The following is a 21,467-nucleotide window of genomic DNA, read 5'->3' as shown; positions in this document are numbered from 1 at the left end:
CCCGGTTTCCACGTCCTCTTTCCGGCGGACGCGGCCACGTCGGTAGCCTGAGCCGGTGACCATGGACCCCGACCGGCGACGACTGACCACAGACCTGGTCTTCTACACGGGCTGTCTCGTCTTCGCCGTCGTGAACACGGCCGTCGCGGAATTCTACGGTTATCGCGTGTGGGCGAACTTCGCTGTAGCGGGTTACGGCCTCGCCGTGGCCCACTCCGGCTGGCTGCTGGTCGCCGCCCGGCGCGGCGAACGCCCGTCCGCCCTGCTCGGTTCGCGGTGGATCGGTATCGGGGCGATCGGCCTGTTCGCGATGATCCTTCCGTTGGGAATGCTCGTCATTCGCCGTCTGACGGGAGTGGACTGGCTCGTCACGCCGAACTCGTGGGCCGCCCAGCCCGAGGTCTGGGTGATCGAACGGTCGGCGAAACTCCTTCTGGAGAACGGAACCCCGTACGTCGACGTCACCGCGCTCGGTCGCGCGGTGGAAGTAAACGATTACACGCCATACGGTCCGGTGATGACCGTGTTCGGTCTGCCACGTGCCTTGTCGGGTGGCGGACCGGTTGCGAACGCCCTCACCGACGCGCGCTGGATGTTCGCGCTGGCGGCCGTCGCGTGTGTGCTGCTGACGCTGCGGCTGCTGAAGTGGCCGAAGATCCCGGTCAGCGCGGCGCAACTCGCACTCGCCTGCCCGTTGACCGCGCTGACCTGGGCGGTCGCCGGCCCGGATCTGGCCATCGCCGGCCTGCTGGTGTTGTCCTTCGCGCTGGCCACGACCGGCCGCGCGATGCTGTCCGGTCTGGTGCTGGCGCTGGTGGTCAGCGCGAAACTCATCGTCGCGCCCGCGATCGTGGTGCTGGGTGTCCTGTTGATCACGCGGCGTGGTCCTCGCGCACTGGGCGGATTCGCCGCGGCACTCGTGGTGACGACCCTCGTCCTGCACGTACCCGTCTACCTGGTCGACCCCAAGGCTTTCGTCGAACACGTCTTCCGGTTCCCACTGGGAATCGGCGTGATCAAGTCACCGGCGGCGAGCCCGTTGCCCGGCCACCTCATCGCCTCGCTCGGCCCGGTGGGCACGGCGATTTCCTTCACCCTGCTCGGGATCGCGGCCGTCGCGATCCTGGTCTGGCTGCTGCGCCGTCCTCCCGCGACCGGTTCGGACGCGCTGCTGCGCATGGCCGTCGGGCTCGTCGCGCTGATCATGCTCACTCCGGCGACCAGGTACGGGTACCTGGTGTATCCGCTGGTCCTCCTCGGTGCCAGGCTGGCCTTCCTGGCCGCGGAAACCCGTGAAACAGCGGTCCCTGGAAAGGGAACTGCGCCCCCCGCGCAGCAGTCCGCTACTTCCTCGTGACTACTTCTTCTTGACCCTGGTGGCACCGCCACGGCCGCGCAGCTGGACTCCGGACTCCGAGAGGACCCGGTGCACGAACCCGTACGAGCGACCCGTGGACTCCGCGAGGGCGCGGATGCTCGAGCCCTTCTCGTATTTCTTCTTCAGGTCAGCGGCCAGCTTGTCACGCGTGTTGCCGGTGATCCGCGCGCCTTTCTTGAGATCAGCCACGTCGATCGCCTTCCCGCCGAGAGTGTTCTGGGCCACATAACGGCCCCTGTCGCCGCAATGATCGAACACTGAGCGCCGGAATGCCAGACGACGAGCGCAAAACTGCCGAAACCGCGATCACATTGGGCCATTTCAGTGGCCGGATGGCATCGATCAAGCACCCGAACGGACGCAGGCGTCACGCAAGCTGGACAAGTTCCAGATAATCCGCCGACCAATGGTCCTCGGTTCCGTCCGGCAGCAGGATCACGCGTTCCGGCTCCAGCGCCTCGACGGCGCCCGGGTCGTGCGTCACCAGGACGACGGCTCCGGCGAAGCTGCGCAAAGCGTCCAGCACCTGGGCACGGCTGGCCGGGTCCAGGTTGTTCGTCGGCTCGTCGAGCAGCAAAACGTTGGCAGCGCTGGACACCAGACCGGCGAGCGCGAGCCTCGTCTTCTCACCACCGGAGAGCGTGCCGGCGGGCTGATCGAGTTGCTCGCCGGTGAAGAGGAACGACCCGAGAAGGTTCCGCAACTCTTGCGCTCCCGTGTCCGGAGCGAGGTGACGGATATTTTCCCACACGGACGCATCGTGGTCGAGCGTTTCATGTTCCTGTGCGTAATAGCCCAAACGCAATCCGTGACCCGGAATGACCCCGCCGGTATCCGGAGTTTCCATTCCGCCGAGCAAGCGGAGCAAAGTCGTCTTTCCGGCACCGTTCAATCCGAGTACGACGACCTTCGAACCGCGATCGATCGCGAGGTCCACTCCGGTGAAGATCTCGAGCGAACCGTAGGACTTCGAGAGCCCCTCCGCGGTCATCGGCGTCCGGCCGCAGGGCGCGGGCTCGGGGAACTTGATCCGGGCGACCTTGTCGGCCTGACGGGTCTCGTCGAGCGCGGACAGCATCTGCTCGGCGCGGCGGGCCATGTTCTTGGCGGCCACCGCCTTCGTCGCCTTGGCACCGAGTTTCGCGGCCTGCTGCTGCAGCGTGGCCGCCTTCTTCTCGGCGTTCGCCCGCTCGCGGCGGCGGCGCTTCTCGTCGGTGGCGCGCGCGTCGAGGTAGCGCTGCCAGCCCATGTTGTACAGGTCCAGCTCGCTTCGGGTCGCGTCGAGGAACCACACCTTGTTGACCACGTCCGCGAGCAGGTCGACGTCGTGGCTGATCACGACGAGACCGCCGTCATGCTGCTTGAGGAATCCGCGCAGCCAGGTGACGGAGTCGGCGTCGAGGTGGTTGGTGGGCTCGTCGAGCAGCAGGATCGTCTCGGATTTGCCGCCCGCGCCCGCTTCGGCGGCGGCGAACAGGATCCGGGCCAGCTCCACGCGACGGCGCTGACCACCCGAGAGCGTTTGCAGGGTCTGGTCGAGCACGCGATCGGCGAGGCCGAGGTTGGAACAGATCCGCGCCGCTTCGCTCTCGGCGGCATACCCACCGAGGGAGGCGAAGCGCTCTTCGAGACGGCTGTAGCGGCTGATCGCCTTGTCGCGTTCCTTGTCGTCCACCAGCTCCGACATCGCGGTCTGCGCCTTTTCCATGTTGCGCATCAACGAGTCGAGGCCGCGGGCGGAGAGCACGCGGTCTTTCGCGGTGACGGACAGGTCGCCCTCACGCGGATCCTGCGGCAGGTAGCCGAGCTCGCTGCTGCGGCGGACCTCGCCGGCATGCGGCTCACCCTCCCCCGCCAGCACCTTGAGCGAGGTGGTCTTGCCGGCGCCGTTGCGGCCGACCAGGCCGATGCGGTCGCCCTGCTGGATGCGGACGTTGGTTTCGTCGAGCAGAATGCGCGAACCGGCACGCAGCTGCAGGCCAGAGGCCGTGATCACGGGAACTCCCGGTAAAAGGGGGTGGATGAGCGGACAGCTTCGACTCGCCTGCCGTCGAGCAGGCGAGGAGCTCACTCCAAGAGGATGTCCACACGATCAGTGTACGGGCAGCTGTCGAACGATTTTATCGGACCGTGCCCGACGTCACGGCCCGGAGAGGGTGATCTCGACCGCGACCGCCCGTTCGGCCGCGTCCTCGAGCACCGTGCGGCGCGGTTCGGCGATGTCGAGCACACGACGTTCGGCACGCTTGAACAATGGCGCCAGCCGCCTGTCCTCACGCAGTGTTTCCAGCGCCCGGCGGTCGCCGCCGAGCACGACAGCGTCCACTTCGGACAGTTGCGGGACAAGTACCTCGAACGCGTCGTCCGCGGCGGACCGAAGCGCTGTGCGTGCTTGCCCTTCCCTGCGCCGCGCGAACCGCTGCTGCGACCAGCCACCCGCCGCGGACCTGCCTTGGACCAGATGCCGGTCCGTCCTGGACTGGACGACCACTCCCCCGCGTGCGATCCCGACACTGTGCCCGCCGCGACGCACCAGCAGGAGCGCGATCCTTCGCGAGATCAGCGCGTGTTCGATGAGCGGGCCGACGGCGAGACCCGGCAAGGTTCCTTCGGCGTTCAGCGGTCCGAAAGGGACGGTCGCGACGGCGACGACGCCGTTGTCCGCGGTGACCGTGACGGTGTCCGCCGCGAGTTCCGTCGAGCGGACACCGTCGTTGCGGACGGCGAAGCGGGCGTACCAGCCTTCGAGGCGATCCGGGGCGACCTCGACAGCCCGTCCCCCGCCCGCCACCTGCCGCTCCTTCGCCATGGGTCCAACGTACGGGGCCCGGCGCGGATCGGCAGGCGATGCCCAACTCCGCACTCGCGTGATCAGAGACGTAACTCGCGTGATTGGAGACGCAACTCGCGAGTGTCGTCTCCAATCACGCGAGTGCGGTCTCTGATCACGCGTGAAGGCCCCCTTCCCTCGGCTGAGCCGAGGGAAGGGGGCCTTCACGCGCACACCGAAAGGACTAGACCGGCTTCACCGGCCCGCGCCCGACCGACTTCCCGACGCCCGCGGGCCGCTCAGCCACGGCGGGCTGTACGAAACCGTTGACGTGCAAGGAGACCGAGCGGATCGACCCGGTGTCGCCACCGACGACGTCCGCCGCGGTGAACGTCCAGGTGCCGTCGGCGGTACCGGCGGCCAGGCCGCCGAGCGCCTGCACCGGCTTGTAGGTGCCGGTGAACGGCGCGTTCGCCGAGCTCACCGAACTGAACGCGGTGGCCGCGTTGTCGGCGAAGACGACCTGGCACAGGTTGTTGCCCGAGCTGCCGCTGCGCTGGAACACGGTCGCCTTCGCACCGGAGGGCGAGGTCAGCGTGCCGACCAGGTCACCGACGTACGAGTGGTTGATGCCCACCGTCGTCGAGGTCTGGTCGGCGTTGCAGGTCGCCCCGTCCACCGAGAACGTCAGCTTCGACGCGCGCCCGACCCCGCTCACCGTGATCGGCACGGTCACGCCGGTGGGGTCGCTGTCCGGGATCGCCACCGCGGCCCCGGCGTAGGCGAAGTCCTGCGTCACCGGCGACGGGGTGCCGACCGGCAGCGAGAACGTGGACGTGGTCGGCGAGAACGAACCCGCGAAGGTCACGCGCGCGTTCAGCACCACCGGCACACCGAGTTCCTGCGTGGCGGGAACGGTGATGGTGAAGTCGTTCACGCCGGTCTGCCCGGGGCTGATCGTGCCGTACGACTTCGACCGCGGCGCCACCGTGACACCTGGGGTCGAGCTGGAGAGCACGACGCTGGTGGACGTCGCGGTGCCGTCGCCGCGGTTGGTCACCGGAACGGTCACCTTGGCGGTGTCGCCCGGGTCGAGCGCGGAGCCGCCGTCGGCCGGAGTGACCGTCGGCTGTCCCGCGGACGCGAGCGGCTGCGGGCTGGCTCCGGTGTAGGCGAGCACCTTGTCGGCGAGGATGACGCCCGCGCCGCTGGAGTTGTCGCGACCCGGGGCCAGGATGTCGACCGCGGTGTTGATCAGTGCTTCGCGCACGTCGGCCGGGGGCAGGCCCGGGTTACCCGAAAGCACGAGGCCCGCGATCGCGGCGGCGTGCGGCGCGGCGGCCGACGTGCCGTAGAACGTGGTGAAGCCGGTGACGCTGGTGGAGACGCCGTCGGCCGCGGTGATGTCCGGCTTGGCGCGGACCTCACCGCCGGTCGCGGATACGTTGCCCGGGGTGATCGGCGTGCCGTCGGCCTGGAAGAAGACCCGCCGCGGACCGTCCGAAGTGAACCGTTCGACCTTCGTGGTCACGCCGAAGGCACCGGGGAACGGGCCCGCCGGGTTGGCCGGGTCGCCCGGTTCGAGGGCACGCGGGAACGCCTTGGCCGCCGGGGCCGCCGCGACGCTGAACGCGTCCCGCGCGGCCGAGTGGCCCACGGTCACACCGGGGCTGGTGTAGGCCTTGAGACCGTCGGCCGAGTCGGAGAAACGGCCGCGCAGCGCGGAAAGCGACAGATAGCGGCCTTCACCGGAGAACTTGACGATGGCCAGGCGCAGTCCGGCGACGCCCGTGGTGTCCACCCGTTCGTAGGCGTCCTGAGTGCCGCTCTGGACGTCCTGGCTGAAGTCGACGACGTTGCCGGCCGCGTTCAGCAGGTACAGGTCGTAGTCGTTGTTCGAGCGGCCCAGCGGGTCGGACCAGAACAACGTGACCGGCACCCGGCCCGACGCGTCCGAGAGCGGCTCGAAGATCTGGTTGCCCGCCGCGCCGGCGAAGTTGTGCGCGGTACCGGCGAACTTGCCGACGCCCTTGCCGGAGTCGACGAAGTCGCCTTCCCAGTGGCCCGAGGTGCCGTCGGTGACGTTGCCCTCGTTACCGGCCGAGGAGAAGTACAGCGCGCCGTCGGCGGTCACGTCGTTCACGGCCTGGGCGATGATCCAGTCCTGGAACGGCGATTCCTTGAAGTACAGGACATCGTCGACGATGACGTCGCAGCCCGCGTCGAACCGCAGTTTGCGGATGTTGTCGGCGAAACTGGCGTCGGAGTTGAACGCGCTGGCGAAACCGAGCGACGCGTTCGGCGCGAGATCGTGGATGATCTCGAGCATCGCGGTGCCCTCGTCACCGTCGCCTTCCTGACCGGGGATCACGTCGACGCCCGCCGGGAGTTCGCCGCGCGCCTGCGAGGTCGCGAGCGAGTCGATGCCGTCGGACAGCGCGCAGATCTTGGTGCCAACGCCGGTGACGCCGAACTGCTGACGCGCGGTGTCGGCGTTGTGCGCGCGGTCGCCTTCGCTGTTGACCGGTCCCGCCGCGATGCCGGGCTGTCCCTTGGCGTCGACGGCTTTCTTCAGCTCGACGGCGATCCGGGCGGCCTTCTCTTCCTTGCTCTCCCGCTTGCCCGCGATGGCGGGCTCGGCGAGCTGGCGGGCGGTGAACGCCTCGTTGGCGGTCTCGACCTTCTTGACGTCGGCGCGGCCCGCGATCACCGGAACCGCGTTCAGCGGAACCTCGGCGCGCACACTGCCGTAACGCTGCGACACCGCGCGAATCCCCGCACCGGATTCCCGCAGTCCCTTGAGGAGTTCTTCCGAGACCTGGCCTCGGATGTCCACGAGTACGGTGCCGGCCGCGGAGACATTCGCCCCAGACCCCAGTGCGGGAACCGCGGAAGCCGACATCCGCCGATCGCGGAGTTTCTGTTCTACGAGCAGTCGGCTGTCCACTTTGGACTCACCGGCGTTCTGGCTCTTCTTGATCGACTGAAGGGCTTCGATCTGCCGGACGGTGTTCTCCGAGAACACGTCCGGGGACGATCCGCTTTCCGCCGCCGCGACGGGCGGGCTCACCAGGCCCAGCGCGGTGACGAGGGCAGCGGTGCCCGCGGTCAGGATCGTTCTTCTTCTCCTACTGGAACGGGTTGGACGCACGTGCGCCTCCGATACCTAGGCGCGTGCCCCGACTCACGCTGACCGACGCCGGCGATCACCGGCACGATCAAGCTAAGTACCGAGCGTGCACCGGCGGCAGGAGCCGTTCGGGTGACGTCGGATGGGGATTTTCCGGATTCGGCCGCAGGCCGTGGGCCGTTCAGGGTAATCGAGTCGTTACAGGACGAAGGAATCCGACCAAGGCTGGGAAGCGCGGCCCGACAAGCCGTCCAAAAGGGTCACCGCCTGCTTGTCCGTCAGCGACGCCACGAAGTCGACCACCGCCCGTCCTCGTGCCAGACCGCGCACGGCGTCGGCACCGGTGACCGGTTCCCCGGTCGCTCCGACGAGCAGTTCCGGCGACGTCCGCGCCAGCGCGGAGAACTCGGACCGCGCCAGCTCCACCAAGTCGTGCAACCGTCGCGGAAGCCGATAGAACTCGTCACGGTCGAGCAGCCACGCGTCGAGGGCGTCGACCAATGTGGTCACCAGGCTCGCCTGCCCGCGCTGGTGCAGCGCCAGTTCCGGGCGCAGCAACACGAATCGCCGGTGCACGAACTTCAGCACCTGCACCTCGTGCCACTGCGCGGGCCGCAGGGTGAGATGCCCTGTCCGGGTCGAAGGCGACGCCACCACCTGCACACCGTCCACAAGCCGCGCGGTCCACTTCGAGGAGAAGGCCGCGGTGGCCTGCTCTGCCTCGATGGAACCGTCGAACCCGGTGGCGAGCAGGCCGTCGACGAGTTCGGCGCGGACGCGGGCGACCGCGCTGGTGAAGGCGTCGTCGTCGACGATCCAGCCGTCCTTGGCGTGCATCCGGCGGCGCAGCCGTTCCAGTGAACGGCCGGGCAGCCGCCGTTCGGCGGTCAAGGTCGCGTCGTCCAGCCCGGCCAGTTCCAGTGCGTGGTCGACCCAGCCGGTGAACTCGGCCGCGACCGGTGCGTGCTGCAGCACGCCGATCCGGTGGAAGTCCTGGAGGTCGTGGATGGCGTAGGCGATGTCGTCCGCGGTGTCCATCACGGACGCTTCGACGGTCTGCTGCCAGGGTTCGATCCGGCCGTCGAACGGGGCCCGCGCCTGGGTGAAGTCGTCGAGTTCGGTGCTGTAGGCGGAGAACTTGCTCGCGCCGGTGCCGGGGGCGTCGGCCGGTTCCGCCGCGCCGCGCGGCTGGACGGCCATCGAGGTCGGATGCGGATCGGGCACGTGCAACCGCGCCCACGGGTACTTCAGCACCGCGGCACGCACCGCCGTGGTGAGGTCGAGCCCGGAGGCCGACGGGCCGCGCACGTCGGTGGTGGTGATGATCCGGAACGACTGCGCGTTGCCTTCGAAACCGTCGGCGAGGCCGAACCGGTGCCGCGCGATCCGGTCCAGGGTCTGCTCGCCGAGGTGCCCGAACGGCGGATGCCCCAGATCGTGCGCGAGCGAGGCGGCCTCGGCGACGTCCGGATCGCAGCCGCCCAGTTTCGCGGCGAGTTCGGCGGAATCGCTGCTCGCGTTGATCCGCTCGGCGATGGCGCGCGCGACCTGCGCGACCTTGAGACTGTGCGTGAGCCGGTTGTGCAGCAACCCGGCGCCCCCGGCGCTGACGACCTGTGTCACGCCGCCGAGCCGGGCGAAGAACGGCGAAGCGGCGATCCGGTCCCGGTCGATCCGGAACGGGCTCGTGGCGAGATCGCTGAACCCGGCGTTCGCGCTCTCCGGATCGCGCCGCCATGCCCTCGGGTCCGTCTGTTCCATGCGTCACACCGTATCCGTCGCGGCTTTGGGACACTGCCCAGGTGGCGGACGTGGTGATCGCGGGCGGCGGCCCGGCCGGGCGGGCGCTCGCGCGTGCCTGTGCCCGGCGTGGCCTGGAGACGACCCTGATCGACCCGGCGCCGGGCAGGCGCTGGCGGGCGACCTACGGGCTGTGGGCCGACGAGCTGCCCGCCCTGCCCGAGAGCGCCGTCGCCTGCGCGCCTTCGACCACACTGGCCTTCGGAACCGGGCCGCACGTGCTCGATCGGCAGTACCTGGTGCTGGACAACGCCGGCCTGCGCACGTGGCTGGACGGCGGCTACGACGTCGTCACCGGGACGGTGTCCGGCGTCGACCACGGCGGGCAGGGTTCGTCGGTGCGTCTTGAGGACGGACGCGCCCTCGCGACGGGTCTCTATGTCGACGCCTCCGGTGCCCGGCCGCGGGGGAACCGGTACGAACAGACTGCGTTCGGCGCCGTCCTCCCCGCCGAGGACGCGCTGCGGCTGGTCGACGGCCCGGACACCGCAGTGTTCATGGACTGGCGGAAAACCGAGTCCGGGTTCCTGTATGTGCTGCCGCTCGGCGACGGCACCGTCCTGGTCGAGGAGACCTCGCTGGCCCGCAAACCCGGTCTGCCGCTGGAAGTCCTGGCGGCGCGGCTGCGCGCGCGGCTCAGGGCCGTCGGGCTGACGTCACGCGGGCGCGAGGAACGCGTGCGGATCGTGCTCGACGTGCCGGTGCCCCGGCGTGGCCGGACGGTGCCGTTCGGCGCCGTCGCCGGGCTGGTGCATCCGGCGACCGGGTACAGCGTCGCGACGTCGATCCGGCTCGCGGAACCGGTGGCCGACGCCGTCGCCCTGGCCTGGGACCGAGGGCCGGCCGCGGCCGCGTCGGCCGCTCACCGGGCGCTGTGGCCGTCCTCGGCGCGCACCGTGCACGGGCTTCGGCGACACGGGCTGCGCGCGCTGTGCGGGATGCCGCCCGGAACGGTCCCGGTGTTCTTCGATCTGTTCTTCACGCTGCCCACCCCGCTCCAACGGGCTTTCACCAGCGGCCGCGAAGACGTTCCGGGTACCGTCGAAGCGATGTCGGCGCTTTTCCGATTGTCACCATGGCAAGTAAGAAAACACCTGATCGGGTGGCGTGCGTTACGCCGTTCTAGGTAACCCAGGTGCCTTCACGATGAACATCAGTTGACACGTATTCAGTTTCCTGCCGCCACCCGCGAATATGCGTTTGTGACGTTGCAGATCGCTGTCCGCTTCGCTTACCAGCCGTTGTACAGCCTGCACACCGGTGGCGTCGTCGCGTTCGAGGCCTTGGCACGGCCGGGCCGCGGCACCGCCCGCGAACTGCTCGCCGACGCCCGGCGCAGCGGCAGGCTGGCCGAGGTCGACGTCGGGCTGGCCGCCGAGGCCGTCCGGCAGCTGCGCGAGCCGCAGGCCGCCCTCCCCCTGCACCTGAACCTGTCCGCACGCACGGTGGCGGCACCACCCGCCCACTTCGACCCGCTGGCCGAGGCGCTCGGCCTGGCGGGGCGCCGGACCAGGGACGTCGTGCTGGAGATCGGGCCGCCGTTCACGCAGATCCCCGCCGACCTGCTGCTCACCGGTATGCGACGGCTCACCGACCTCGGGTTCCGGCTCGCGCTCGACGGCCTCGGCCGCGGCGACCTCCCGCTCACGCTGCTCGCTTCGGCGCCCGTCGACCTGGTGAAACTGGACCGCAGTGTGCTGCGCGGCCTGCCGCACGACCCGGCCGCCGTCGCGGTGGTCGAAGCGGTGCTGCATTTCGCGTCACGCACCGACAACCGCCTGGTCGCGACCGGGCTCGAGACCACCGAGCAGCTGGAGTCCGCCCGGCGGCTCGGCGTGCGCATCGCGCAGGGCAACCTGCTCGCCCCGCCGGACGGCGACCACGCACCGCTGCCCGCGCCGGACGCGCCCGGCCCGTTCGTCCCCGGCACCGCCCGCGCCCGCCGCGTCGGCGACTTCCTCCGGCCCGCGACCACGCTGCCGGAAAACGCGACCTGCGACGACGTGCGCGAGGTACTGGCCGCCGCCGACGGGCCGAGCGGCATCGTCGGCATCGACGACCGGCACCGTCCACAGTGGTCGATCGACCGGACGCGATTCCTGGTCGCGGTCACCGGGTTGTACGGCCACGCCCTGCACGCCAAACGGCCGGCGTCGCGGCTCGCCGACCGGCCGCACACGATCCACGCCGACGCGAGCGCGCTCGAGTTCCTCGAACTGGTCACCGACGCGGACTGGGGCCGGACCGGCGACGACGTCGTGGTGGTCGACGACCGCGGCCGGTGTGTCGGCGTGGTGCTGGTGAACGAGGTCGTCCGCGGGGTCGCGGAGGCGAAGGTCGAGGAGGCGGTCTCGTTGAGCCCGCTGACCCGGCTGCCCGGCAGCGACGCCGTCGCCAGGGACGTCGACCGCCGGATCAACGCGCGGGAGCCGTTCGTCGCGGCTTGGCTGGACGTCGACTCGTTCAAGACGGTCAACGACACGGCCGGGTTCGCCGCGGGCGACGACCTGATCCGCACACTCGGCCGGACACTCACAGACCTCGAGGCCCGGCTGCGCCGGATGCGCGTCAGCCACGTCGGCGGGGACGATTTCCTGATCGCCTGCGACGTCGACGAGATCGGCACGGTGGCCGCGGCGCTGCTGGACACGCCGTGGTCGGCCGACGGGCTGCCGGTGACGGTTTCCCTGGCGACCCTGGTGTGCGGGAACGGCGCGATCGGGTCCTACAAGGACGCTTCCCGGCTACTGGCGCCGCTGAAGAAGCAGGCCAAGGAGGTCCCCGGGTCGAGCTGGGTGCTCGGGCGGCCGGGTTCGGACCGCGTCGAGGTGCTGCGCGGGATCACGACACGCGGCCTCCCCGCTCAACGCGCCGCCGGCTTCTGACCCCGGCGCAATTCGTCATCTACTTGCGATGGTCCCCGCGCGGGGACTAGCGCAAGTAGATGACGAATTGCGGGAGTTTCGGGCGGTGCGGCGCCTGACGAGCTTAGGCCTCGGAGCCGTGAGCGTAACTTTCGGTTGCCCGGCGAGACGGCCGATGTCCCCAATGTGGCATTGGGGACACTGAGCGTCTCCAATGCCACATTGGGGGCCTCAGACGACACGCGACTCACCCCGCACGCCATTGCGCCGGGGTCAGAGGTCGTAAGCGGCGCGGTAGGCCGAGAAGCGTTCGTCGACCTCGCCGGCGGTGAGCCCGAAGTCCGCGAGGTCATACCGGTGCACGGGTTTCCTTTCCCCGGAACGGCTTTCGGCGTGCACCACGGTCATCGCGTCCCGGGCGGCCTCGCTCAGCGGGAGCCCGAAATGCCGGTAGACGCCCTCGACCGTACCGATCGGGTCGGCGACGAAATCCTCGTACCGGACATCGCAGAACTGCGCCGGATCGTGCCGTTTCCTTGCCTCCAGTGACTTCTCCGCACCGCGCGCCCACAGATCCAGCTGGCTGCGGCCGATCACGTCACCGCGGAAGACGTCGGACCAGCCCGCCGACGCCTGCTCGTTCAAACTGCACACCGACGCGACGATCGTGCTCGGCGCGCGATGGGTCTGCACGATCAGCGCGTCCGGGTACACCTCCAGCAGCGCGTCGAGCGCGAAGAGGTGGCTCGGGTTCTTGAGCACCCAGCGGCGCCCGGCGTCCGGCAGACCGATCAGCTGCAGGTTGCGCCGATGCCTGAGATAGGCGTCGGTCCAGCTCTGCCCGTCCAGCCACCGCGAGTACGACGGCACGTGCGCGAGACATTCGTAGGACACCGATTTCAGGGACTGCCGCAGGAGCTGCCAGCATTCCTCGACCTGACCGGCGGACATGTGGTGCAGGCCCATGAACTCGGGATGTTCGACGTGGTGTTTCTCGTATCCCGCCTGGATCCCTTGGTAGACCGGGTTCTCCGCCCACGTCTCGCGCGGCGGCCGCGGTTGCGGCACCTCGGTCAGCCAGACCTCCAGCCCTTGGTGCGCGGGATCCTCGGTGAGCAGCCGGTGCAGCGCCGTGGTCCCGGTCCGCGGCAGACCGGTGACGAAGATGGGCCGCTCGACGGGAACGTCGGCGTACTCCTGATTCTGCTTCCAGGAAGCCTCGCTCAACGACCTCGCCACCAGGGCCCCGCGCAGGAACGCGCGATGGACCTTGTTGCCGTACGGGGTCAGACCTGCCTCGCCCGCGTACGAATCCAGCAGCACGCGGAGACCTTCGAGGTGGTCTTCGCCGCCGAAGTCGCAGAGCCCGGTGAGTTTCGCCGCCGACGCGTGCAGATCGTCCACGGTGCCGACGTTTTTCCGCCCTGGCAGCATGTTCTCCCCTTCAGTGATGGTATTCGCCGGCGTTGACGTCGAGGCACTGACCGGTGACGCACCGGGCGAGCGACGAGGCAAGGAACACGACGGTGTCGGCGATCTCGTCCGGCTCCGGGAGGCGGCGCAGGTCGATCGTCTCCGCCGTTTCGGCGTACACCTGCTCCGGCGGAACCCCGCGTTCCTTGGCCAGGTAGGCGAAATACCACTTCAGTGAATCCGCCCAGATGTATCCGGGTGCCACGGAATTGACCCGGATCCCGCGCGGCCCGAGTTCCGCGGCGAGGCTCTGCGCGAGCGCGAGGAGGCTCGCTTTCGCCATCTTGTACGCGCCGAACGTCCGCCGGGAATGCCGCAGCACGGCCGAATTGATCATCACCACCGAACCGCCGCTCTCCGCGAGCGACGGCGTGAACAGCCGTGTGAGCCGAAGCGCGGCGAGCACGTTGGTCTCGAAGCCCGCCCGTACGTCGGCGAGGTCGACGTCGGCGAGATCCATGATCGGCGGGATGGCGAAAGCGTTGTTCACCAAGGCGTCCACTCGGCCGAACGCCTTCAGCGCGGCCTCGCAGAGGTTCGTCGCCGAAGCGTCGTCGGTGATGTCGGTGGGCACGGTGACCGCGCGGCGGCCGAGCGCGTCGACCTCCTTGGCGACCTCGGCAAGTCGGGATTCGGTGCGGGCGGCGAGGACGACGTCGGCGCCCGCCGCGGCACAGCGCACGGCGATCGACCTGCCGAGCCCCGGGCCGACCCCGGAGACCACGATCACCTTGTCCTGCAAGAGATCTGTCATCCCAGCATCCTCGCCGCGACAGCCTTCTGACGGGCCGAGATCCGATCCGCCCATTCCCGCGGCGTCACGCGCGCCTCGTCGTGGAACGGCAGCCGGTCGGCGAGTTCGCCGAACTTCACGACCTCGACCTCGGGACCGTCGGCTTTGTCCAGCGCGCGGGACAGGCGCTGCCAGCGGATCTGGACGTATCCGCGGTCGTGCCCGGTGCGTTCGAGCCAGTTCGCCAGGCCGGGATCGCGTTCGCTGATCACGAAGCGGATCTTGCCGTCCGGATCGACCCGCGCCTGGTCGGCGGTGAGGCTCGTCTGATGGTTTATGTAGTCCAGCGAGAGATACCAGACGCTGCCGAGCTGGATGCCCTGATAAGGCGCGTCGGACCGCGGCACCGTGACGATCATGACCTCTTCGTCGCCGAGTTCGTAGTGCCCGGCCGAGGAGTACTGGGTGGTCAGGCCGCCCGGCGTGGGCCGCGGCTCGGTCATCGTGTTCACCGGGAGGTTCAGGTAGAACCACTTCGGGAAGGCGAGGAAGGTGCGCAGCCTGCTCAGCAGGATCTTGCCGGTGACGCCGTAGCGTTTGGCCAGCCCGTCGCGGGTGAGCGGCGAGGGTGCGCCGCCCGCGGTGTCCGCGCACTGGATCTGGATCGTGCCGCGGCGTTCGGTGGCCCAGTCGCTGTAGACCTCGCGCACCACGAGCATCGACGAACCAGGGCCGAGGACGAAGTAGTTCGGTCCCGGGTCGGGTTTCGCCGGTCCGAAGCGGAGTTCGAACGAGCCGTCCTCGGCGATCTCGATCTCTCGGTCGTCGAAGGCGGCGAGGCTGTCGGGCACCTCGACGGGCGAGTAGTCGCCGTTGAGGACCTGGAAACTGACGTCGGCCGTGCTCCCCCGCGTCCCGGTGACGACGTACTCGCGGTCCTCGCGGATGTTCGCGTTGAAGTACAGCGTGTCCGGATTGTCGAGGCCCATCTTCGTGTACGGCCCGGTGGACTGGGTGAAGAACGGATAGTCCCGTTCGTAGGCCCACGCCATCTGCAAGGACGCTCGGATGCTGCCGGCGAGGTAGTCGTACCCCTCGACCAGATCCTGTTCGGTCCGGATGTGCGGCGCCTCCGCGATGACCTTCTCGGCTTCGACGATCGCGTCCGCGAACGGTTGAGTGAGCACCGGCGACTCCTCATACTGGTACAAATACGTACCGACTTGGTACGTTCTTCGCGACATCAGACTAGAACGCGTTCTAAGGATGGGTCAATGACCCGACGCTCACCGCCCACCGAGCGGGTCGTTCGGCTGCTCGACTTCTTCGCCGCGCACCCCGGCCGCCGCTTCGGCCTTTCGGAACTCGCGCGCGAGCTGGACCTCGCCAAACCGACCTGCCTCGGCATCGTGACCGAGCTGACGGCGGGCGGCTACCTGGTCCGGGACCCCCAGCCGGTCACGTACCGGCTGGGGCCCGCCATGGTCGCCGCGGGCCGCGTCGCGAGCGAGGGCTTCGGCGCGAGCGAGGTCGCGCGCCGTCATCTCGAGGAGCTGAGCAGGCGATACGGCGCCACGTGCACGGCGTCGGCCGTGGTCGGCGACCGGATCCTCATGCTGCAGAGCGCCGGGCCCGGCCGGGTGAAACTGGGCGAGACCTATCCGTTCGCGCCGCCGGTCGGCCTGATGTACGTGCTGTGGGACTCCGACGCGGCGTTCGACGCGTGGCTCGCCAAACCCCCGGCGGTGCCGGTGCGGCTGGACGAAGCACATCTTCGCCGCGTCGTCGCCGAATGCCGCGAGCACGGTTACCTGGTGGAGAGCCTGACCACCGCGGGCCGTCGGCTCTACGCGCTGATGGCCGGCGTCGGCGCCGAGGAGCTGCCGCCGGAAGTGCGGGGCCTGGTGGGAGAACTAGTGTCGAGCCTCGGCGAGCGCGTCTACCTCGGCGCCGATCTGGAGCCACGCCGCAAACACGCGGTGAGCCTGCTCGCCGCGCCGACGTTCGACGCTTCGGGACGGCAGGAGCTGGTGCTCACGATGTCGGTCGGCAAGCCGATCACCGGCGCCGAGATCGCGCGCCGTGGCGCGGCGCTGGTCGCCGCCGCCGATGCCGTCACCACCGAATCGGGCGGCCTGCCACGCAACTAGTCACCTACTTGCGGGGGTCGACGCCCGCAAGTAGGTGACTAATCGCGGGGGTCGGACCAGCGGTTCGCGGTCAGTTTGAGACTTGGCACGTCGTCCATCGACATCATCGTCTCGTACAGCCGGTCGTACTGGGTCGAAGCGGTCAGCCACGCGCCGTCCACCCGCCGGTAGGTGTCCTCGTAGTACGCCGCGCCCTCGATCACCACCCGGTGCTCGGGCACGATCACCTTGTCCCGCATCAGCCAGGTGCCCGTCGCGGTGTCCCCGTCGACGTCGATCTCCGGCTGCCCGGCGAAGTGCACCGTGGTGATACCGGGCCCGACGGCGTTCCGGAAGAACTCGATGACCGCGTCGCGTCCTTCGAAGGTCAGCGGTTTGCCGTAGGACGGCGTGCCGTACCGCGCGTGCGCGTCGACGGTCAGGGTCTCGGCCATCTCGTCCCACAGCTTGAGGTCGAGGCACCGGAGGTAACGGGCTTTGAGGCGTCGGATCTCTTCGAGTGCGACCAGGTCCATGCCGACAGCGTCCTCCTCCCCTTGACCAAGCACAAGAACTTGTTCTACTTTCCTGATCTCGAACCACGGAGGTCACGATGGGGTCCCCGGCATACGAGCTCACCCATCTCGAAGCATTGGAAGCCGAAGCCGTGCACATCTTCCGCGAGGTCGCGGCGACCTTCGAACGGCCGGTGCTGCTGTTCTCCGGCGGCAAGGACTCGATGGTGATGCTCCACGTGGCGGCCAAGGCGTTCTGGCCGTCACCACCGCCGTTCCCGGTGATGCACGTCGACACCGGGCACAACTTCGACGAGGTCATCGCATTCCGGGACCGCACGGTCGACACCTACGGGCTCCGGCTCGTCGTCACCAGTGTCCAGGACGACATCGACGCGGGCAGGGTCGTCGAAGATCCGAAGGCGGGCCGCAACCGCCTCCAGACCGCGGCCTTGCTGCGGGGAATCCGCGAGCGTTCCTTCGACGCCGTGTTCGGCGGAGCGCGGCGTGACGAAGAGAAAGCCCGCGCGAAGGAACGGGTGTTCAGCTTCCGCGACGAGTTCGGCCAATGGGATCCGCGCAATCAGCGGCCGGAACTCTGGAATCTCTACAACGGCAGGCACCGCAAGGGCGAGCACATCCGCGTCTTCCCGCTGTCGAATTGGACCGAACTCGACATCTGGCAGTACATCGAGGCCGAGGGCGTCGACCTGCCGTCGATCTACTATTCGCACCGGCGCCTGGTCGTCCAGCGGGACGGCATGCTGCTCGCACACACCCGCTTCCTCACCTTGGGCGAAGGCGAAACCCCTTACGAGGCAACGGTTCGCTTCCGGACAGTCGGAGACGCGACCTGCACCGGCTGCGTCGAGTCGACGGCGACGTCACCGGGCGAAGTGGTCGCCGAGGTCGCCATCAGCAGGCTCACCGAACGCGGCGCCACCCGCGCCGACGACCGGATCTCCGAGGCGGGCATGGAAGACCGGAAGAAGGAAGGCTACTTCTGATGGGTGCTTCATTGGTCCGCCTCGCGACCGCGGGCAGCGTCGACGACGGGAAGTCGACGCTCATCGGCCGCCTGCTGTTCGATTCGAAGACGGTGTTCACCGACCAGCTCGAAGCCATCGAACGCACCAGCCGCGACCGCGGCGAGGCGTATCCGAATCTCGCTCTGCTGACCGACGGCCTGCGCGCCGAACGCGAACAAGGCATCACCATCGACGTCGCCCACCGGTATTTCGCCACCCCCAAACGGAAGTTCATCATCGCCGACACGCCGGGGCACGTGCAGTACACCCGGAACATGGTCACCGGGGCATCCACGGCTGATCTCGCGCTGGTCCTGATCGACGCCCGCAAAGGTGTGCTCGAACAGTCGCGGCGGCACGCCTTCCTGGCGACTCTGCTGGGCATCCCACATCTGGTGGTGTGCGTCAACAAGATGGACTTGGTCGACTGGTCACAGGAGCGCTTCGAGGAGATCCGTGAGGACTTCCGCCGCTTCGCCATGAAACTCCAGGTTCCCGACCTGACCTTCGTGCCGATGTCGGCGCTGCACGGCGACAACGTCGTGCACCGCGGCGCCGGGATGCCTTGGTACGAAGGGACTTCCCTGCTGCACCACCTCGAACAGGTGCATGTGGCCTCGGATCGCAATCTCATCGACGCGCGATTCCCGGTGCAGTACGTGATCCGGGAGCACAGCCGTGACTTCCGCGGCTACGCGGGCACCGTCGCGGGCGGGGTGTTCAAACCCGGTGACGAGGTCGCCGTGCTGCCGTCCGGCTTCACCACGACGGTGCGCGCGATCTGGGGGCCGGGCGGCACCACGGTCACCGAAGCCTTCGCCTCGCAGGCCGTCACGATCGAACTCGCCGACGACCTGGACCTCGGTCGCGGCGACCTGATCTGCCGCCCCGGCAACCGTCCGCACACCGGCCGGGACGTCGACGCGATGGTGTGCTGGTTCTCCGAACAAGGCTCGCTGACGCCCGGCTCGAACTACCTCGTGCGGCACACCACGCGGGAGACCAAGGCCGAGATCCGCGACCTCGACTACCGGCTCGACGTGACCACCCTGCACCGTGACGAGACCGCGAACTCGTTGTCCCTCAACGAGATCGGCCGGATCCGGCTCCGCACGCGGCAACCGCTGCTGTTCGATTCCTACCGCCGCAACCGCTCCACCGGAGGTTTCCTCCTCGTCGACGAGCATTCCGGGGCGACGGTCGCCGCGGGCATGATCACCGGGCCGAGCGTGACGGCGTCGAACGTCGTCTGGCACACCGCCGCGGTCACCAGGGCGGAACGCGCGACGCGCGGGCTCACCGTCTGGCTCACCGGGCTTTCCGCGTCCGGGAAGTCGAGTGTGGCCGTGGAACTGGAGCGGCGGCTGGTCGCGTCCGGGAAGCCCGCGTACCTGCTGGACGGCGACAATCTCCGGCACGGGCTGAACGGGAACCTCGGCTTCAGCCCCGCCGATCGCGCCGAGAACGTCCGCCGCGTCGCCGAGGTCGCGAAGCTGTTCGCCGACGCCGGTGTGGTGTCGGTGGTCTCCCTGATCAGCCCGTACCGGACCGACCGCGAACTCGCCCGCGCCGCGCACGAGGCGGCCGGGCTGCCGTTCCTGGAAGTCTTCGTCGACACCCCGCTCGAGGTCTGCGAAGACCGCGATCCCAAGGGGATGTACGCGAAGGCGAGGGCCGGCGAGATCAGCGGGTTCACCGGGGTGGACGCTCCCTACGAGCGGCCGGAGAACGCGGATCTGGTGCTGCGCCCGGAGAACGGGGATCCCACCGCGATGGCCGCGCTGATCCTCGCCGCCCTGGAGTAGTCCTAAGCCCTTTCCGCATCACCTGGCGCTGCCGAAGCGGGAGGCTGCTCTTCTGTCGCGGGCCGCACCGTTCAGCTCTTGTCGAGTTCCGCGTTGACCATCGCCTCGAATTCGTCGCGGCCGTCGATGCCCAGGGCGCCACCGAGCGCGATCGCCAACCGGTCGAACGGGTCCTCAAGCGGCAGCGCGGTCAGGTTTTCCGCGAGTTCGGGCACTGTCCAGAGTTCGCTGTCCTTGTTGATCTGCTCGCCGCGCGTCCAGCCGTGGTTGACCGCGATCGAGCCGCCGCGCACCGACAGGACCTGGCCGGTCAGTGGACAGCCCTCGCTGACCAGGTAGGCGACGAGCGGGGCCACCACGGCAGGGTCCTTCGGGTCCAGTTCCCCCTCAGGCGGTGTCTGGTCCATGCCGGGCACCGGGTTCGTCAGCCGAGTGCGCACCATCGACGGGCTGACGCAGTTCACCCTGACCCCCAACCGCCGCAGTTCCACCGCGTGCACCGTGGTCATGGCCGCGACTCCGGCGTTCGCCGCCGCGTAGTTCGTCTGCGTGGGCAGTGGATTGAGCAGTCCGGAGCCCGAAGCGGTGTTGACGATGGCACGGTCGATGCGCACTCCGTCGTCCACGCGGCCACGCCAGTACGCCGTGGCCCAGCGACTCACCGCGAAGGTCCCCTTCAGTTTGACCGCCACAACGTCGTCGAACTCCGCTTCGGTCAATCGTTCGAGCCCCTTGTTGACCTCAATGGTGGCGTTGTTGACCACCGCATGCAGGTCGCCGAACTCCGCGACGGCCAAATCGACCATGCGCCGGGCGTCCACCCAATCGGTGACGCTGCCGGTGTCGGCCACCGCCCGCCCGCCCCGCGCGCGGATCTCGTTGACCACCGCAGCGGCTACCCCCTCATCGCCCCCATGCCCATCGATCTCCACGCCGGGGTCGTTCACGACCACGTTCGCGCCGCGGGCCGCCAGGTACAGCGCCTCCGCCCGGCCGATACCCCGCCCGGCACCGGTCACCAGCACCGTCCGTCCAGTCAACTCGCCCATCACGACACCTCTCCACTATTGATGCACTCAGTATACTCATACACTAGGTGTATTGAGTTATGTGGTGCACTATGCTCGTGCTGTGCCAGACGAAGTTGGACGTCGTGAACGCAAGAAGCTGCTCACCCGGCAGGCGCTGGTGAACGCGGCCGTCCGCCTGTTCGCCGAACAGGGCTACGACCAGACGAGCGTGGCCGACATCGCGGAAGCCGCCGACGTCAGCAAGCGCACGTTCTTCCTGCACTTCCCCACCAAGGAGGACGTGCTACTGGCTGACGGCGGTTCGAGGACCGACCTGGCTGTGCGGGCCATCGAGGGACGGCGGCCCGGCGCGCCGATGCGCGAGGTACTGACAGAGGCAACGAAGAACATGATCGCCCACACCGCCGCCGGTGACCTGCCGAACGGGCTGGCAGCGCTCCGTGCCCGGCTGGTGGTCACCACGCCCGCCGTTCAGGCCCGCGTGCTGCACACGATGTTCACCGCACAGACCCGAATCGCCGCAGCGCTGCACAAGGCGTACCCGGACAAGCTCACCGAGATCACCGCAGCCGGCGTCGTCGGCGCGCTGATGGGTGCCATCAGCGCCGCCGCCGTCACCAGCCTCCAACGCGGCGAGCCCCCGGAACGGACCCGCGCCGCGATGCAACACGCAGCGGAGATCGCCCTGCACCACGCGGGAACGCTCGACTCCACCGGGAACGCCGCTCCACAGGCTTCCCACGGCGCAAAGGCAACCCGCGCCCACCGATGACCGACATCGGATACCGCTACCGACTTTCCTGACGGACGC

17 protein-coding genes are annotated in these 21,467 nt (G+C 68.9%); 7 read left to right on the top strand and 10 right to left on the bottom strand.

From position 1 onward, the window contains the following. Positions 1-55: 55 nt before the first annotated feature. Positions 56-1,357, top strand: a complete 1,302-nt coding sequence (locus DL991_RS11520) for a glycosyltransferase 87 family protein (protein WP_125783792.1) — start codon at positions 56-58, stop codon at positions 1,355-1,357. Here the strand turns inward: DL991_RS11520 and DL991_RS11515 are convergent, their stop codons facing one another. The 5 genes from DL991_RS11515 to DL991_RS11495 form a co-directional block, all read right to left on the bottom strand. Next, on the bottom strand, positions 1,358-1,567 hold the full coding sequence (locus DL991_RS11515; RefSeq protein ID WP_003071237.1) for a helix-turn-helix domain-containing protein: 210 nt from the start codon (positions 1,565-1,567) through the stop codon (positions 1,358-1,360). Between the two features lie 178 nt (positions 1,568-1,745). Next, positions 1,746-3,374: an ABC-F family ATP-binding cassette domain-containing protein gene (locus tag DL991_RS11510; protein WP_125783790.1), complete on the bottom strand. Its 1,629-nt coding sequence runs from the start codon at positions 3,372-3,374 to the stop codon at positions 1,746-1,748. A 144-nt stretch (positions 3,375-3,518) separates the two neighbouring features. Then, positions 3,519-4,187 (bottom strand): acVLRF1 family peptidyl-tRNA hydrolase, encoded by a 669-nt coding sequence (locus DL991_RS11505; protein WP_199746309.1) that lies wholly within the window; start codon positions 4,185-4,187, stop codon positions 3,519-3,521. 205 nt (positions 4,188-4,392) lie between these two features. After that, complete coding sequence (locus DL991_RS11500) at positions 4,393-7,263, bottom strand: S8 family serine peptidase (RefSeq protein WP_125784026.1); 2,871 nt, start codon at positions 7,261-7,263, stop codon at positions 4,393-4,395. Between the two features lie 213 nt (positions 7,264-7,476). Further along, the gene (locus tag DL991_RS11495; protein WP_125783788.1) at positions 7,477-9,039 is read right to left on the bottom strand and encodes a deoxyguanosinetriphosphate triphosphohydrolase family protein; all 1,563 of its coding nucleotides are present in this window, start codon (positions 9,037-9,039) and stop codon (positions 7,477-7,479) included. A gap of 41 nt (positions 9,040-9,080) precedes the next feature. Here DL991_RS11495 and DL991_RS11490 point away from each other — a divergent pair, with 41 nt between their 5' ends. Next, a complete protein-coding gene (locus tag DL991_RS11490; RefSeq protein WP_125783785.1) occupies positions 9,081-10,208 on the top strand; it encodes a lycopene cyclase family protein in 1,128 nt (375 codons plus the stop codon). Between the two features lie 72 nt (positions 10,209-10,280). Beyond that, positions 10,281-11,963 carry a GGDEF domain-containing protein gene (locus DL991_RS11485; protein WP_125783783.1) on the top strand — a complete coding sequence of 561 codons (1,683 nt, stop codon included), beginning with the start codon at positions 10,281-10,283 and terminating at the stop codon, positions 11,961-11,963. Positions 11,964-12,215: 252 nt separating this feature from the next. Here the strand turns inward: DL991_RS11485 and DL991_RS11480 are convergent, their stop codons facing one another. The 3 genes from DL991_RS11480 to DL991_RS11470 are packed head-to-tail and all read right to left on the bottom strand — an operon-like array spanning position 12,216 to position 15,335. Then, entirely contained in the window at positions 12,216-13,376 is a 1,161-nt protein-coding gene (locus DL991_RS11480) for a sulfotransferase (RefSeq protein ID WP_125783781.1), read from the bottom strand. 10 nt (positions 13,377-13,386) lie between these two features. Continuing rightward, complete coding sequence (locus tag DL991_RS11475) at positions 13,387-14,169, bottom strand: SDR family oxidoreductase (protein WP_125783779.1); 783 nt, start codon at positions 14,167-14,169, stop codon at positions 13,387-13,389. Continuing rightward, positions 14,166-15,335, bottom strand: coding sequence for a DUF1214 domain-containing protein (locus DL991_RS11470; protein ID WP_199753919.1), 1,170 nt, complete (start codon positions 15,333-15,335; stop codon positions 14,166-14,168). The genes DL991_RS11475 and DL991_RS11470 overlap by 4 nt, the downstream gene beginning before the upstream one ends. 87 nt (positions 15,336-15,422) lie before the next feature. Here DL991_RS11470 and DL991_RS11465 point away from each other — a divergent pair, with 87 nt between their 5' ends. After that, positions 15,423-16,298, top strand: a complete 876-nt coding sequence (locus DL991_RS11465) for a helix-turn-helix domain-containing protein (RefSeq protein WP_125783775.1) — start codon at positions 15,423-15,425, stop codon at positions 16,296-16,298. Positions 16,299-16,336: 38 nt separating this feature from the next. Here DL991_RS11465 and DL991_RS11460 read toward each other — a convergent pair whose 3' ends face one another. Next, positions 16,337-16,813 (bottom strand): nuclear transport factor 2 family protein, encoded by a 477-nt coding sequence (locus DL991_RS11460; RefSeq protein WP_125783773.1) that lies wholly within the window; start codon positions 16,811-16,813, stop codon positions 16,337-16,339. A 77-nt stretch (positions 16,814-16,890) separates the two neighbouring features. Here DL991_RS11460 and cysD point away from each other — a divergent pair, with 77 nt between their 5' ends. Next, on the top strand, positions 16,891-17,799 hold the full coding sequence (cysD, locus tag DL991_RS11455; RefSeq protein WP_125783771.1) for a sulfate adenylyltransferase subunit CysD: 909 nt from the start codon (positions 16,891-16,893) through the stop codon (positions 17,797-17,799). After that, the gene (gene cysC, locus DL991_RS11450; protein WP_125783769.1) at positions 17,799-19,625 is read left to right on the top strand and encodes an adenylyl-sulfate kinase; all 1,827 of its coding nucleotides are present in this window, start codon (positions 17,799-17,801) and stop codon (positions 19,623-19,625) included. Before cysD ends, cysC begins: the two co-directional genes overlap by 1 nt. A 71-nt stretch (positions 19,626-19,696) precedes the next feature. Here the strand turns inward: cysC and DL991_RS11445 are convergent, their stop codons facing one another. After that, entirely contained in the window at positions 19,697-20,674 is a 978-nt protein-coding gene (locus DL991_RS11445; protein WP_199746307.1) for an SDR family NAD(P)-dependent oxidoreductase, read from the bottom strand. 82 nt (positions 20,675-20,756) lie between these two features. Between DL991_RS11445 and DL991_RS11440 the strand changes: the two genes are divergently transcribed. Beyond that, positions 20,757-21,428, top strand: coding sequence for a TetR/AcrR family transcriptional regulator (locus DL991_RS11440; protein WP_125783765.1), 672 nt, complete (start codon positions 20,757-20,759; stop codon positions 21,426-21,428). Positions 21,429-21,467 lie beyond the last annotated feature (39 nt).

The sequence above is a fragment of the Amycolatopsis sp. WAC 01375 genome (genome assembly GCF_003947325.1).
Classification (GTDB): Bacteria; Actinomycetota; Actinomycetes; order Mycobacteriales; family Pseudonocardiaceae; genus Amycolatopsis.
Note: the sequence above shows the minus strand (reverse complement) of the source record. Positions and strands in the feature narration are given on the sequence as shown.

What these genes read in the sequence shown, in the direction of transcription:
- DL991_RS11480 (WP_125783781.1), bottom strand. Translation starts at nt 13,376, where the DNA reads ATGCTGCCAGGGCGGAAAAACGTCGGCACCGTGGACGATCTGCACGCG.
- DL991_RS11505 (WP_199746309.1), bottom strand. Translation starts at nt 4,187, where the DNA reads ATGGCGAAGGAGCGGCAGGTGGCGGGCGGGGGACGGGCTGTCGAGGTC.
- DL991_RS11445 (WP_199746307.1), bottom strand. Translation starts at nt 20,674, where the DNA reads ATGGGCGAGTTGACTGGACGGACGGTGCTGGTGACCGGTGCCGGGCGG.
- cysD (WP_125783771.1), top strand. Translation starts at nt 16,891, where the DNA reads ATGGGGTCCCCGGCATACGAGCTCACCCATCTCGAAGCATTGGAAGCC.
- DL991_RS11465 (WP_125783775.1), top strand. Translation starts at nt 15,423, where the DNA reads ATGACCCGACGCTCACCGCCCACCGAGCGGGTCGTTCGGCTGCTCGAC.
- DL991_RS11495 (WP_125783788.1), bottom strand. Translation starts at nt 9,039, where the DNA reads ATGGAACAGACGGACCCGAGGGCATGGCGGCGCGATCCGGAGAGCGCG.
- DL991_RS11460 (WP_125783773.1), bottom strand. Translation starts at nt 16,813, where the DNA reads ATGGACCTGGTCGCACTCGAAGAGATCCGACGCCTCAAAGCCCGTTAC.
- DL991_RS11475 (WP_125783779.1), bottom strand. Translation starts at nt 14,169, where the DNA reads ATGACAGATCTCTTGCAGGACAAGGTGATCGTGGTCTCCGGGGTCGGC.
- cysC (WP_125783769.1), top strand. Translation starts at nt 17,799, where the DNA reads ATGGGTGCTTCATTGGTCCGCCTCGCGACCGCGGGCAGCGTCGACGAC.